Raw genomic sequence first — 15456 nt, 5'->3', positions numbered from 1 at the left:
AATCCACCCAAACAGGTTTGCCGCTAAGCCGCACTTTGGCGATTGACTATACGTGGGATGAAAACATATTCGACACTAAATATCAAAACCAGTTTCTTTTTGGCGATGCGTTACTGGTTGCCCCGGTAATAAGCACTGCTGAAAACGTAGCTATTTATTTGCCGGCCGGCGAATGGTACCTCCTAAGCACTGACGAAAAATTTAACGGCGGAAAGGTTATTAATGTCGCTTGCCCGTTATCTGATCTGCCGGTATTTGTAATAGCAGGTGGTATTGTGCCGATGCAAAACATCATTCAAAGCACTAATGAGGCTGGTGATGGCATCCTATTGATTAACGTTTGGAACGGTAATGAAGCTAACGAGTTCGTTTATTATGAAGATGACGGTTTGACTTACGATCATCAACATGGCAGCTATTATAAACGCGTTATAACTTTTGATCCGCAGAAAAGAGAATTAGTATTTGGTGAGGTTGAGGGGAGTTATCAGTCTAAGTATAATAAGATCAAGGTTGCTTGGCATGGGTTTGAGGGAGGAGAGTTAGACACTGAGCTTGAAAATAAAAGTGAAGAGTTTAAAGTATCTTATTAATCTACCCAACGGTGCGAAGGCTGTCACTCTGAGGCGCTCGAAGAGTGAGCGTAAAGGCCCTCGCGCATGCTTCGACGGAGCTCAGCATAACACCCTTTTATACACAAAAAAAGCCCCCGATAAAACTAACGGGGGCTTTCTACTAATATGTTATTGAGAATTATTTACCGTTTTCGTCTTTTACTTCTTCAAAGTCAACGTCAGTAACGGTGTCAGAGTGGTCTTGCGGACCTGCTCCTGGCGCGCCTGCATCACCTGCTGGCTGGCCACCTTCTGCAGATGCTTTGTACATCTCTTCAGAAGCTGCTGTCCATGCATTGTTTAATTCTGCCTGGGCAACATCAATGTCAGCTAAGTTTTTAGACTCGTAAGCAGCTTTTAATTTAGTTAAACCTTCTTCAATAGGTGCTTTTTTGTCAGCAGGTAATTTATCACCAAACTCTTTCAATTGTTTTTCGGTGCTAAAGATCAAAGCATCAGCGCTGTTTAGTTTTTCAACTTCTTCTTTCGCTATTTTGTCAGCATCAGCGTTAGCTTCAGCTTCTTCTTTCATTTTTTTGATCTCAGCATCAGTTAAACCTGATGAAGCTTCAATGCGGATCTTCTGCTCTTTACCGGTAGCTTTATCTTTTGCAGATACGTGCAATATACCGTTGGCATCAATATCAAACGTTACTTCAATTTGCGGAATGCCGCGGGGTGCTGGTGGTATGCCATCCAAATGGAAACGACCAATTGTACGGTTACCGGACGCTATCGGGCGTTCACCCTGTAATATGTGGATCTCTACTGAAGGCTGGCTATCAGATGCTGTTGAAAACACTTCTGATTTTTTGGTAGGGATAGTAGTGTTAGCTTCTATAAGCTTGGTCATAACCCCACCCATAGTTTCAATACCTAATGAAAGCGGGGTAACGTCTAACAACAACACATCTTTAACCTCACCTGTTAATACACCACCTTGAATAGCTGCACCAATGGCAACCACTTCATCGGGGTTAACACCTTTTGAAGGCGCTTTGCCAAAGAATTTTTCAACAGCTTCCTGTATCGCCGGGATCCGGGTTGAACCACCTACTAAAATTACTTCGTCAATATCAGAAGTGCTTAAACCTGCATTTTTCAATGCTGATTTACAAGGTTCAATAGTACGTTTTATTAAGCTATCTGCCAGTTGCTCAAATTTAGCACGGGTTAAAGTTTTAACAAGGTGCTTAGGCACACCGTCAGATGCGGTAACGTATGGTAAGTTAATTTCAGTTTGAGCTGAGCTCGATAACTCGATCTTAGCTTTTTCAGCAGATTCCTTTAAGCGTTGTAAAGCCATTGGATCTTTACGCAGATCAACACCTTCGTCACTCTTAAATTCATCAGCCATCCAGTCAATAATAACCTGGTCAAAATCGTCACCACCTAAGTGAGTATCACCATCGGTTGATTTTACTTCGAAAACGCCATCGCCTAACTCCAGTACAGATACGTCATGCGTACCACCACCACAGTCAAAAACAGCAATTTTCATATCCTTGTGTGCTTTATCCAAACCGTAGGCAAGGGCAGCAGCAGTAGGCTCATTTATAATACGGCGAACTTTTAAACCAGCAATTTCACCGGCTTCTTTAGTTGCCTGGCGTTGTGCATCGTTAAAATAAGCCGGAACGGTAATAACCGCTTCAGTAACTTCATGACCCAAAAAGTCTTCAGCAGTTTTCTTCATTTTTTGAAGGATCATCGCTGAAATTTCTTGTGGGGTATATTTACGGTCGCCAATTTCAACACGTGGGGTGTTGTTGTCGCCTTTAACTACTTTATAAGGTACACGGCCAACTTCTGTAGTAACTTCGTTGAAGTTGTTACCCATAAAGCGCTTTATAGAATAAATAGTTTTTGTAGGGTTTGTAATTGCCTGGCGTTTTGCCGGGTCACCTACTTTACGCTCACCGTCGTTAACAAAAGCTACAACAGAAGGCGTAGTACGTTTTCCTTCGCTGTTAGCAATAACTACAGGTTCGTTACCTTCCATTACCGCTACGCAGGAGTTTGTTGTTCCTAAGTCAATTCCAATTATTTTAGACATATTATGATTTATTTTTTTCTTGATAATTAATGCTTCCACACCTACTTTATCAATGCCTGTGCCAATTTGCATTTGGCAGAAAAAATAATGGTAGGGTGTCAGTTAACTTACAAACCGTCAGGCTAACTTACTTTGCGGTGACATGTTGGCAGTTGTTTAAGGCGATATAGAAAAGTAAAAGGCTGATTTATTAGCCCTCAGTAATTGTATCTTGCATTATGAAAAAAGCATTCCTTATATTAAGTCTACTATTGCCTTTTAACGCATATTGCCAAACAAGCCTTATTATAAAAAACACTGATAAATTAATAAGCTGGCTTATCAAAAAAGAAAATATAAAATTATTGAATGCAAAATCAGACATGAGCTCATTTTATAATAAAGATATTCTTAATAGCCAATCAATATTAGATGAAGCGGATAAAGTTGATTCAAACAAATGTTTAAAAGATTTTATGAATGAAAGCGAGATAAGCATGTTCAATACCGCTGAAATGATATCAGTACAAACAGACTGGCGGATTAAATATAACTTTAAAGTGAAATACCATACCAACGAAAAAGATCCCAAAAAAAACCTAACTAATTATAATCAAACAATCTTCAGCTTCTCGAACCCACTTTTCTTAAACAAACAATATACACGTGCAATAATTGGTGAAGGCTTTACATGCGGAATAGCTTGTGGCCGTAGCGATCTGCTTTTATGTGAATTAAAAAATGGCAAATGGAATATTATTGCGCGTGCAAATGTTTCAAATGATTAATTTACCTTCCGTTCCTGCGGGGTCCCTCGCAGAGGACCCTGCAGGAGGTGCCACGCCAACGCAATGTAGCCTTCTTTTCAAAGTAACATCCCATAATTAGACAGAGTTAAATTTAAAAGTGCTGGCCAGTGCGATTCCCTCCCAACGGGAGGGTGCAGGGAGGGGTTTATGCGACAAGTATCATGTATAACCCCTCCCTGCCACTGCACAAACCATCACACCCCTCCCCAGGGAGGAAATTTTAATCGCCAAATAAACACTACTGTCTCATCATGATTATTACTCTTTTCAAGAGGCCTTGCGACGACGAGAAAGGTCTACTGGTGTTGTATGGACATACGAAGCCAACATTATTCAATTATTTACCGGGGTTACCCTTTCCATCTCAATCCTCAATTCCTTACTACCCATTTTTCCAACAAGCGTTTTCATTTCGCCATTGCCGGGAGTGATAGTGGCTGTAAGCGTATCTTTCATGGGGTAATGAAATGCTACGGTAATCTGTTTGGTTTCCGGGTTGTATGTGTACCTGCCAATTACTTTGTTGCGGTAATCGGGGTAGCCCAAAACAAGGTCGTAGCGGTCAATAAATACATGAGTGAGCACGCTGTCGCGGCAGGGTGCCTGGGTTTGATCGGTGTTGTTTATGAATACACGCTTCACCTCATATTTACCGGTTATTTCGGTGTAATTGGTTTCGTAATGATGCATGGATAGGGCAAGCGCGGGAATAATAATTACCGATGCTTTTACTGCATAACCAACCCCTTGTCTGCGGAAGTTATACAATGGAGCATTACCTTTAGCGATAAGGAAGAATTCCACAAGGCGGCGGTACTCCAACAGGATGAGGTATATCACGGCAAGCAACTCGAGGGCAACGTATGCCTGTACCAATAAGTTGAGGTAGTAGAGATCAAGCAACATAATATTTAACAGCATGGGCAGCAACACAAAAGCGCCCACCAAACGGGTTTTGCGAAATAGCAGCAGCGCACCGCCAAGAATTTCGAGCGAGGCTATAATGTTTACCATAGAATGGTAGCGCCCCATGAATGCCCACATCAGCATTTCGTTAGGTATGGCTGTAAAAGGGTCGTCGAGAATGCCGAGTGGCACGTAAAATTGCTGGTGGCAAAACTTCTGGCAACCAAACATCATCATATCCAGCGCGAGGGTATAGCGCACGGCGTTTTGCCAAAAAGCGGTATAATTGGTAACATCAATAGCACCCTTTGTGGCTTTGCTTTTCCAAACAAGAGTCAACATTAAAACAGTAAGCAAATAAATAAGCACTACGCCGTACAATACCAGCGGCGATATATCCTCACCTAAGGCAATACGGGTGGCGCGAGTAAAAACAATAGCGCCTAATACAGCAGCAATAAAAGCCGCCAAGGCAAGGCGTGAAAAAGGTTTACGTTCCATAATACATTGTGTTTATTAGTTGCACAATGTTAGGCGAATGGGTAATGCGGGTCGTTCGGGATTATCCAAACGAACGGATTTGGGTCTTCGACAGGCTCAGACTGACATCAAGCCTGGACTGACACATCTATTGACAACGACCCCTTACCTCTCATAAACTCACTTGGCGATAAACCCGTCTCTTTTTTAAAGGCCGTATTAAAAGTAGTTTTTGAGTTGAACCCCGCGCTAAAGGCGATTCCCAATAAATTTAAATGCCGGTGCTTTTCGGATAGCATGAGTTGCTTGGCCTCCTCTACCCTATAGGTATTCACAAACTGAAAAAAGCTGATGCCGATAACATCGTTCAGCAGGTAAGAAAGATCATGTGTGGATATCCCCATTTCTTTTGCCAGCTGGGGCAGGCTCAGTTCATTATCTAAGTACACCTTTTCGGTTTGCATTAGATGCTCTAACTGTGTTTTAAGCTGTGCGGATTGTTCGGGTGTTAACCTTTTTTTCAGGGGTTTGCTTTCTGGCTTTATCACTTCGGCTATCTCTTCCAACTCGGGTTCATCAAAAGGATAAACCTCTTTTTGGGCCAGCAAAAAATAACCCATAAAAAGTGTGCCTGCCAGGTACAATCCAGCGGTAACAGCCGTTACCCAATGCATTTGCAGCATTTGCGCGGCAAACCAGGTTACGATTATGACAGCAATGCCTATTAACAAATATCTTAACCAGTTAAGGTCAACAGCTTCGGTATTTGAATTAATAAGGCGAATATTTTTCTGATGTCGGTTAAGTTTTGCCCATGCCAGCACCCAATAAATCAATAGTTGCGCCTGTACTGCAACAGCCATAAGCAACGCTAATACCCTCTCTACCATCGCTGGCAGATGGAAGAATTGGTGACCTGTATTAAGCGCGGTAATATAACCCGCAAACAGCCCGAAGGGTATAAAATGCAGGTATTCCCTCCGTTTTAAAACTTTATCGGGCGATGTAAAATGCAGGATGCTGAGATATAGTGCCGGTGCTATAATAAACCGGGATAATTCATTAAATATAATAAGGTGCGTGTATTGTGCTTCGGCACCTGCTTTGTAAATAATGGCATTCAGCACCATACATCCCGCCGAAAACATAAACAGGCCAAACCATCTGTTTGCCGTTATATTTAATTTGGTTGGATTAAAAAACGAAACAAGCGCCAACAGAAAGAAGCTAACGCAGATAACATTGTATATAACAAGCTGAATGGTCATTAAAATAAAATTACTAATTGATATTAATATCTGCAGTATATTTGTGCTAACATAAATACAGCCTCTGCTTAATAACACCCTAAACAGGCATATTACACTGCCTGGAATTTTATAACAAACAGCCAAATACCCCGGCTGTGCGCTCATTCACTTTTTAAAGTGTCCTGAAATTTTATTGTTATACAAATTCAAAATCAAAAATGTTTTTTATCGAATCTGAACGGTTACGACTGATACCGTTAACACATACGCAACTTTTGTTATGGAAAGAAAGCCGCGAAAAAATGGAAATATCAATGGGTTTAAACCCTTCAAATATGCTTATCGACCCTATTTGGAAAGCAGAGGTGGCCGATGCGCTGGAGAATTGGTTTATCCCCAAAACCTTACTTTACCCCGATAAATTTGAGTGGTACACCAACTGGGAAGCTGTTTTAAAAACCGATAATATAAGTATTGGCGGGATTGGAATTGGCTACCCCGATGAGAATGGCGAGGCTATAACCGGCTACTCGTTTGACCAAAACCACCAAAACAAGGGTTACGCTACCGAAGCCTTAAAACGGATCTGCGAATGGGGTTTTACCAATGCCGATGTTAAAACCATTTGGGCCGATACCGGCGCGGATAATTATCCTTCACAGCGGATCCTGGCAAAAGCAGGCTTTAAGCATACGTCAATTAATGACGAAGGGCGATTTATTTTTAAGCTGCCGCGAACATAATATACCTGTCATTTCGAACGATAGTGAGAAATCTTTTACAGCAAACTGGCGAATTTGCAAGGTCGGATGCGTAGTGTAAAAGATTTCTCCTCTCTATCGCTCGTTCGAAATGACATTTTTGTTTTATTCTACAGGTTCTATCCAGTTGCCATCACCCTTAATGATACCGATGAGTTCATCTAAAGCATTGGCAGAGCTGATGTTTTTCTTCACGGCTTCTTTACCGCGATAAAGGGTCACTTTATCAGTACCCGAACCTACGTAGCCGTAATCGGCATCGGCCATTTCGCCGGGGCCATTTACTATACAGCCCATAATGCCAATTTTCAACCCTTTTAAATGACTTGTACGGCTGCGAATCATCTGCGTAGTGACCATCAGATCGAACAAGGTACGGCCACAACTTGGGCAGGAGATATATTCTGTTTTGGAAATACGCGAGCGGGTTGCCTGCAGTATACCAAATGCGGTTGAAGTAATAATATCTGTTGCTATCTGCGGTGCATCTATCCAAATGCCATCGCCAAAACCATCAACCAACAAAGCACCCAGATCTGTAGCCGCATAAAGCTGCAAATTGGTAGTAAGATCTACTTCTTCTTGATTCTTGATTCCTGATTCTTCCTTCTCAAAAGAGTAGCTTCTTTTCACAATCACCGGCACGTCCAGTTCCATTTCCTGTAGTTTCAAGAAAAAGGCGCGCTGATCTGCCATGCCGTGGGTTTCATCTGTTTCCAGTACAAAAATCAGTGTTTTATCTAAAGGTATCATTCCAAATGCGTCTGAATCCAGATCAGCATTTTTGATACGAACAAGGTTTAAGGCTGATGTACGGTTATCCGTAGCAACATATTCCTGCAAAGTAAATACTGGATGGCAAAGCGTTTTGTTGGCCAGCTTTTGCCAGGTTGAATAGTTGTACAGCTGCTTTAAATTGCCCGGCAATTCAAACGACGGCAAACTATCTCCCAGGTAAATAAAATCTACCGATTGCTCGGCCATGTTATATTTATCCAGCAATGGCGAGTACAGGTAACCGGCATCATTCAATACCGACGGATCTTTTAGATTGGCCCGCGACAGGTCGACCACTACCCTTGGCACCATATGCCCGCCTATAAAAGCATTGGCTTCGTAAGTTTCACGTTTTTTATATTCGTATGGCGAGTGGTGTGGGTTCTGAGGCTCAATTTGCTGAATATCAGTATTTTGACTTTCGACTTTTGACTTTTGACTTCGAACAGCGTATCGTTTCACCAGCGCAATAGCAACAGGTGCTTCGGCTTCCGGCTCTTCGGTTAGTGATACGCGTACGGTATCGCCCAGGCCATCTTCCAGTAAAGTACCAATACCAACGGCCGATTTAATACGGCCGTCTTCCCCATCACCAGCTTCGGTAACACCAAGGTGCAGCGGGTAGTTCATGCCCTCGGCAACCATAGTTTGTACCAGTAAACGGTAGGCCTGCACCATTACCTGCGGGTTGCTGCTTTTCATACTTACCACCAAACTGTAATAGCCCAGTGTTTCGCACATGCGGATAAACTCCATAGCGCTTTCTACCATCCCTTGCGGGGTATCGCCATAACGGCTCATAATACGGTCGCTCAGCGAACCGTGATTTGTACCAATCCGCATGGCAGTACCATATTCCTTGCAAATTTTTACAAGCGGCGTAAATTTCTGGAAGATGCGTTCCAACTCGCCGTGGTATTCCAGGTCGGTATAATCTAAAGTATCAAATTTCTTTTTATCAGCGTAGTTGCCGGGGTTTACGCGTACCTTTTCAACAATACGTGCAGCCACCTCGGCTGCGTTTGGGGTAAAATGTATATCGGCAACCAGCGGCACATTGTAGCCGCGCAGGCGCAATTGTTTCTTTATTTCGGCAAGATTATTGGCTTCCTTAATGCTGGGCGCGGTAATACGTACATACTCGCAACCGGCATCAACCATGCGGATGGATTGCTCAACCGTACCTATGGTATTCATGGTATCGGTAGTGGTCATGCTTTGAATGCGGATAGGGTTATTTCCGCCCATTGGCACATCGCCAATGGCGACCTCACGGGTCACAAAACGGGAATATTCCGTTAATGAATTACAGTAACGGCCTTGCAGCATTTTAATGGCATCAGCATTCATGCAGGGATGGAATTAATAAGATGCAAAAATACGAAAGAACTTTGAAGTTAAAACGTTGTTATCAGGTCATAATTCACTATCTTAGGAATAATAATATACTTCCATGAAAAGAATCGGCTACCTTCTACTCTTACTATGTATATTTCTATCGTGTAAAAGTAAAACCGGTGATAATGACCAGGATACCACCGCTAACGGCAAACCACTCGACCAAACACAGGCTTTGCTACAACAGTTTAAACCTTTGATAAATGGGGTGTGGATTAAGAAAGACTACATCAAAAAAGTTAAAAAGAGCAAATCGCCATTGGCGGCTGTTGATAAAGGCAAGGGCATTACCGTTATGTATATTGATACTGCCCAACTTAAAGGTGACAGCATAATGGTACCCATCATTTTAAATAACCATGAGGGTAGCACCGTTGCGCTAAGGTTTCAATCGGGCAAAAACACAACCACTATTGAGCTTGGTGATGATGAATTAAGTTACAAGGTAAAAAACGACGATACCACACTTATCATCTATAACTATAATTCGCAAACTAAGGAAACTATTACCACCCAATATATTAGAGCATTGCAACCCAAACCTGCTGATGGCTTAGCTTCCGGCATGAACTACATGATCAATCATGCCATACTATCGGGGAAATATGAGGGTACTGATGCTATGGGTAAAAAGATCAATGCTGTATTTACCGACGATGGAAAAGTATCAGGCTTAGCCGGACTTACCACCTACTACGTACAAAACGATTTGATAGTAGCCCCCGAGCGCAGCGGCCATGACCAGATCATATTTAATCTGAACACCAAAGACCAAAAGGTTTACTCGTTCATCATCAATAAAAGAACTATAAATCTTTACAACGATGCGGAACAAATTAAATCTAACAAGCCTTCCTACACTTTAAAAAAGAAAAGGGAATAACTTATTTAGAAGTATCCAGGTATTTATAAATAGCTATTAGATCCTCGTCGCCAAACTGTTGTTGGGCATCTTCAAAGGTTTTTAATGCGGCTTGGCCCAAGGGTGTATTAAGGCCAATATCCCGCGATAGCTGCAAATCCTTTACGATGTTTTTAAGGCTGAACGCTGCCTTAAAGTTATTATTGATGATAGAATCGCCCTTTATTTTGGTATATGGATTGGCAATAGCGGCGTTCCCTAAAAGGTTCAATAAAGTTTCGGGTTCGATGCCATTATTTTTGGCAAGGATAACGGCCTCAGCTAATCCCTGGGTGTAAAAACTCAATAGGGTATTTATAGCCAGCTTGGCTGCGTTACCTGTACCTGTGGCACCAACGTTTACAACCATTTTGCCTATGGTTTCCAGTACAGATTTTACTTTTTCAAGTACAGTTGCTTCGCCGCCAACCATGATAACCAATTGGGCGGTTTCGGCCTGTTTAACACTACCCGATACCGGCGCATCAAGGAAGTGGTTCCCCTGCTGCTTACATAATTCGGCCATCTCTTTATTTATGGCCGGTGATACCGTACTCATGTTGATGATGATCTTATCGGTAGCATCAGCGCCCAGTAAGCCATTTTCACCCGTAAATATCTCGCGGATGGCCTTATCATCGGTCACCATTATAATTACCACATCTGTTTGCTGCAAAAGCTCTTTCGGGGTTAATGCGGTGTTTGCGCCTTGCTCTTTTAACTCTGCTTCTTTATCCTTATGGCGATTATAAACAGTAAGCGGATACCCCGCCTTTAACAATTGCTGCGACATGGGGCTACCCATTAAACCAAGGCCTATCCAGCCTATTTTTGTTGTGTTCATAATTATGATTTTTGAACCTGTTCGTCAAAATACTTTTTGACCAGTAAATTAATAAACCGTTTTAAATACGTTTCGTTTAAAAAAACATTCGACCAGCTATCAAACCGTTGGCATTGGATGCCCAGGTAAAAGAAATACAAGCTTACACCCAGCATAGGTAACAGGCGCTTTTCTTCCGGGGTAATTTTGGTTATAGATTCATATCCATCTAAAAAGCTTTTTAGCTTCTCGTCCCGTTCTTTTTCTACCTTTTCGGTACTATATAATTGCAATATGTAATAGGCAATATCATAACACAACCAGCCGTTACCGCAAAAATCAAAATCAAAAAAAGTAACATCACCCCTTTTAGTGATATGTAAGTTATCGAACCAAATATCCAGATGGACAGCACCACTCCTCAATTCATCGGTGTTAGCTTTTTCTAACTCGCCCAGTAAATATTTTTGTGTCGATGCCATCCAAATCATTTCATCGGTATCGGCAGGGAGGAATTGATTTAATCGCTCAAACGAATCTTGCAAGATCACCTGGGGCGTATAGTTAACCCTTTGCAGTTCCAGATCATGCGTTACCTTGTGTAACTGCGCCATGGTTTCACCAACTCTATAGTGCAGGTCGGCCGGGAAGTTAAGCATCTTATCCCCCTCGGCAAAAGAAAACAGCACGCCAAAGCGATAGCCCTCGGGGGCCTTTAGTTCATGAATGTACTTCCCCGCGTTATCACTTATAGGGTAGGATACCGGGATATTACTATCGCGCAGCAAACTAAGCAGTCTTATTTCTTCAGCGATCTCTTCTCTTGTACGCCAGTTTAAGCTGTATATCCGGAATACATATTTTCTATCACCATCTGTAATTAAATAACTATGGTTGATACCGGTTTTTAACAATTTGCAAATCGCACTTGTGCTAAGGCCATACTTATGCTGTAATAACAAACCAACATTTTCTGCTGAGAGTGTTGAATTACTAACTGGGAAAATTTCCATGATAATAGGTTTTAACTACAAAGAAACAAAAACGCCATTGCTTTTTGCAATGGCGTTCAATATAATTTATAATTTTATACAGCGTCTGACAACGAACTGAATGTAAAATCCCTTATTTTCATTGGCGGAATAAGGTAACTGCGGTAACTTTCTACGCTAATGCTACGCTCCTGTTTACCAAGGGCTTCCAGATTATTCAGCATAATTACCGGACTTTCGTTAAACCTAAAATTTTTAACCGGGAACATAATTTTACCATTCTCGATATAAAATGTACCGTCGCGGGTAAGGCCCGTTAACAGTAACGATTGCGGGTCAACCATACGGATGTACCACAACCTTGAAACCAATATGCCGCGCTCGGTGCTTTTTATCAGCTCTTCTAAAGTAGCGTCGCCGCCTTCCATAATAATATTGCTTGGGCTGGGAACAGGCGCTACGCCTTTCTTTTGAGCCCAAAAACGCGAGTAAGAAAGATTTTTAACAACCCCCTTATCAATCCACACAGTTTTTTCGCGTGGCAAACCATCGCCACCCCAAGTTGCACCGGGCAGGTCAGTGTTAAAAGGATCTGAATAGATGGTAACTTTAGGATCCATTAGCTGTTCGCCCAAACGGGTACCACCACCTTTTTTACTTAAAAAGCTCCGGCCTTCTTCCGCGCTACGCGCATCAAAACGGAACATATTTTCCAGCATATAAGTGGCTGCAACAGGCTCTAATATCACAGTGTATTTACCCGGCTCAATAGCTTTTGCCCCAACAGAAGCATTTGCTTTCATAGTAGCTACACGGGTAGCTGATGCGGTATCCAGTTTAGACACATCGGTAAAGCCACGCGCTGCGTAGCCGGATATAGTGCCACCCTCGTTACGGGTAGTAACCGAGAAAGTAACGTCGCTGCTTTTGTTATAGGCAAACAAACCTTTTGAGTTCATCATCGCATTAAACCCACTTGAATTTTCCAGGAAACCTGCAGCAAACAGCTTGGCATCTTTGGTAACCTTTAAGCTTTGCCCAACCATTTCGGCACGGCTTTCGGGCGTCATGGCAGCCGTATTGGCATTATAGGCTATGGCTTCTTTAAATTCGCTTTGGCCCAGCATCGGCATGTATTCCGAATTCTCGGGTGCCAGTTGTGCCAGCTCTTCGGACCGGCGTACAACACGCTCTAACGAGGCATCATCGAACTGATCTATAGTAGCCGAACCTGCTTTTTTACCGTAAACAGAGGTTACACTAAGCCCAACCGTACTAATATCGCCGGCTGTTGAAACCGCGTTTAACGCATAACGTACATTACCGCCCTCGCTTCCGCCAAGGCTTACTTCGCATTCGTCGGCTTTTGAATAGCTAAGCACTTTCTTTAATAAAGCCTGTGCTTGTTCTTTTGTATATATAGGCATATGTTATCCGATCTTTCTTTTTGTGTTGATTACATTAACACCGTTAAACCTTGCTGTTGATGAGCCATGCGATACCGCGCTGCTTTGGCTTGGCTGGCCCTTACCATCGTTAAACGATCCACCTAAACGGTAATCGCGTTCGTCGCAAACCTGCGCGCAGGAGTTCCAAAATTCCTGGGTATTGGCCTGATACGCCACATCGTTTAGCATACCGGCAATCTTGCCATTTTTGATCTCGTAGAACAACTGCCCGCCAAACTGGAAGTTATAACGTTGCTGATCGATAGAGAAAGAGCCATCACCAATAATGTAAATACCTTTCTCCACGTTCTTAATCATATCGTCAACCGCCAACGGTGTTTTTCCCGGTTGTAGTGATACGTTTGGCATACGCTGAAACTGTACATCCTGCCAGCTTTGGGCATAGCAACATCCCTGCGATTCTTTAAGGCCTATAATATGCGCCTGATCGCGGATAGCCTGGTAATTTACTAATGTACCTTCTTTAATAATATCCCATTTTTTGCAACCTACACCTTCATCATCATAACCAACAGCACCAAGCGAACCTATCTGGGTTTTATCGCCCACCACATTTACTTGCTTGCTGCCAAAGTTAAATTTGCCCGATTTCCATTTATCTAACGTAAGGAAACTGGTACCGGCAAAGTTAGCTTCGTAACCTAACACCCTGTCCAACTCGGTTGGGTGGCCAACAGACTCGTGAATGGTTAACCACAGGTGGCTCGGATCAAGCACCAGATCGTATTTACCCGGATCTACCGATTTGGCGGTTATTTTTTCTGCCGCTTGTTTGGTGGCAAATTTCATATCCTCCATCATATCGTAACGCTTTTTGTAGCGAGGGGTTACACCGGCGATAGTTTCAGAAGCCGATGGTGTTAAATATTCATAACCCATACCAACCGGCGAGCTTAAAGAGCGGCGGGTTTGGAAAGAATTCGAAGCAGAATCTATCTTGGTAACCGTAAACGACGGGAAAAGACGGTGAATATCCTGATCGATGTATGAACCGTCAGTCGAAGCAAAATACTTTTGCTCGTTTACCGCGAATATGGTTGAATTTACAAAGTTGGCGCCCCCTGCAATAGCCGATGCATTTGCACCCAGCAGCAAGTCTACCTTTTCTTTGATAGGCACTTCAAAAGCATTTTTTTCGATAGGCGTTTTCCAGCTTACTTCGCCGTAACCTTTTTGCGGGGCCAGTTGTACCGGCGCACTGCCTAATTTGGCATTAGCTTTTGCAACAGCCACTGCACGTTGAGCGGTTTTAGCAATACCTTCTTTAGTTACTTCGTTTGTAGCGGCAAAACCCCAGCAGCCATTAGCAATAACACGGATACCGATACCATACGATTCGGTATTGGCAACGTTAAGTACACGGTTTTCGCGGGTAATAACAAACTGGTTCAGGTAACGCCCGATACGCACATCTGCGTAACTGGCTCCTGCAGATTTAGCAGCGTTAAGCCCGGCATCGGCCAGCTCTTTTTTAATACGTACATCAACGCCTTCAAGCGCTTGCTGTACGTCAATGTTTTTACCGAAACCATCTAACGAAGGGAGCATCATAGCCCCTGCGCCAACGCCGGTTAAAAAAATAAAGTCTCTTCTTCTCAAAGTTTGTCCTCCAAAAATTTTAATTCCCAACCGGGGAAGACGGTTATGTTTATGAAAATTTTGTTTCTATCCAAAGGAAAGTGCATGCCACAAGCAGCAAGATATAAAAATATATTTTCGGTACATCAATCCGAACTTTTTGCTGTATCTGTTTTGTTACAATATCACTTATTTTGTGCGCATTAGCATATTTTTTTGTGGCCGATAATTTGTCTGCATCCCGCGCCGTTTTCCAATCTTGCCGGGCATAAGTATACCAGCTACTTGCCTGGTCGTTTTGCTTTAAGCTTTGCCATCCGGCAGATTGTGGCCAGTACAATAAACTATATTCAAAAGGCACCGAAGGGTTTTGTACCGATGCTACTGTTTGGCCGTTTACCATTATTGGCGATGATTTACCCTGCGCGATCTGTAAAGCAATAGGTTCATCCGCATACGGCATAGGTAAAAGCTCAATATTGCTTTCCACATTATCATCTTTACGTGCTGCTTTGGTAAGCAATACCGACCACAACGCCGAATAATCAGCCTTATTGCCGCCCAGCATCCAGCTAAAAGTATTATTTAACGTGGTGAAAATAACTTTGCCCGAACCGGATATAGCACTGCTTGCCAGCACACGATCCTGCGCGGTTTTAACCA

Annotated in this window: 13 protein-coding genes; 4 read left to right on the top strand and 9 right to left on the bottom strand. The window is 42.8% G+C overall.

What is annotated here, in order from left to right:
* Positions 1–593, top strand: a 593-nt coding sequence (locus JWQ85_RS15560; protein ID WP_299469585.1) for a DUF5110 domain-containing protein, incomplete at its 5' end; no start/stop codon positions are given.
* Between the two features lie 160 nt (positions 594–753).
* Here the strand turns inward: JWQ85_RS15560 and dnaK are convergent.
* Positions 754–2670 (bottom strand): molecular chaperone DnaK, encoded by a 1917-nt coding sequence (gene dnaK / locus JWQ85_RS15555; RefSeq protein WP_299469583.1) that lies wholly within the window; start codon positions 2668–2670, stop codon positions 754–756.
* A gap of 218 nt (positions 2671–2888) precedes the next feature.
* On the opposite strand from dnaK, the gene JWQ85_RS15550 reads away from it, so the two are divergent.
* Positions 2889–3437 carry a hypothetical protein gene (locus JWQ85_RS15550; RefSeq protein WP_299469581.1) on the top strand — a complete coding sequence of 183 codons (549 nt, stop codon included), beginning with the start codon at positions 2889–2891 and terminating at the stop codon, positions 3435–3437.
* Positions 3438–3791: 354 nt separating this feature from the next.
* Here the strand turns inward: JWQ85_RS15550 and JWQ85_RS15545 are convergent, their stop codons facing one another.
* Positions 3792–4865 carry a hypothetical protein gene (locus tag JWQ85_RS15545; RefSeq protein WP_299469579.1) on the bottom strand — a complete coding sequence of 358 codons (1074 nt, stop codon included), beginning with the start codon at positions 4863–4865 and terminating at the stop codon, positions 3792–3794.
* A gap of 107 nt (positions 4866–4972) precedes the next feature.
* Positions 4973–6112, bottom strand: coding sequence for an AraC family transcriptional regulator (locus JWQ85_RS15540; RefSeq protein ID WP_299469576.1), 1140 nt, complete (start codon positions 6110–6112; stop codon positions 4973–4975).
* Positions 6113–6312: 200 nt separating this feature from the next.
* On the opposite strand from JWQ85_RS15540, the gene JWQ85_RS15535 reads away from it, so the two are divergent.
* Complete coding sequence (locus JWQ85_RS15535; RefSeq protein WP_299469574.1) at positions 6313–6837, top strand: GNAT family N-acetyltransferase; 525 nt, start codon at positions 6313–6315, stop codon at positions 6835–6837.
* Positions 6838–6960: 123 nt separating this feature from the next.
* Here the strand turns inward: JWQ85_RS15535 and ispG are convergent, their stop codons facing one another.
* Positions 6961–8982, bottom strand: a complete 2022-nt coding sequence (ispG, locus tag JWQ85_RS15530) for a (E)-4-hydroxy-3-methylbut-2-enyl-diphosphate synthase (protein ID WP_299469572.1) — start codon at positions 8980–8982, stop codon at positions 6961–6963.
* A gap of 103 nt (positions 8983–9085) precedes the next feature.
* On the opposite strand from ispG, the gene JWQ85_RS15525 reads away from it, so the two are divergent.
* Entirely contained in the window at positions 9086–9913 is an 828-nt protein-coding gene (locus tag JWQ85_RS15525) for a hypothetical protein (RefSeq protein ID WP_299469570.1), read from the top strand.
* Position 9914: 1 nt separating this feature from the next.
* Here JWQ85_RS15525 and JWQ85_RS15520 read toward each other — a convergent pair whose 3' ends face one another.
* From JWQ85_RS15520 to JWQ85_RS15500, 5 genes are all read right to left on the bottom strand, one after another.
* Complete coding sequence (locus JWQ85_RS15520; protein WP_299469568.1) at positions 9915–10775, bottom strand: NAD(P)-dependent oxidoreductase; 861 nt, start codon at positions 10773–10775, stop codon at positions 9915–9917.
* 2 nt (positions 10776–10777) lie between these two features.
* Positions 10778–11767, bottom strand: coding sequence for a phosphotransferase (locus JWQ85_RS15515; protein ID WP_299469566.1), 990 nt, complete (start codon positions 11765–11767; stop codon positions 10778–10780).
* 74 nt (positions 11768–11841) lie between these two features.
* Positions 11842–13173 carry a TldD/PmbA family protein gene (locus JWQ85_RS15510; RefSeq protein WP_299469564.1) on the bottom strand — a complete coding sequence of 444 codons (1332 nt, stop codon included), beginning with the start codon at positions 13171–13173 and terminating at the stop codon, positions 11842–11844.
* Positions 13174–13176: 3 nt separating this feature from the next.
* The gene (locus JWQ85_RS15505) at positions 13177–14814 is read right to left on the bottom strand and encodes a TldD/PmbA family protein (RefSeq protein WP_299469562.1); all 1638 of its coding nucleotides are present in this window, start codon (positions 14812–14814) and stop codon (positions 13177–13179) included.
* Between the two features lie 49 nt (positions 14815–14863).
* Positions 14864–15456: hypothetical protein (locus JWQ85_RS15500; RefSeq protein ID WP_299469560.1), on the bottom strand; the 593-nt coding region annotated here is incomplete at its 5' end.

The organism is Mucilaginibacter sp., from assembly GCF_028288105.1.
Lineage (GTDB): Bacteria > Bacteroidota > Bacteroidia > Sphingobacteriales > Sphingobacteriaceae > Mucilaginibacter.
The sequence above is the reverse complement of the archived record's forward strand: the minus strand, read 5'-3'. Positions and strand labels throughout refer to the sequence as shown.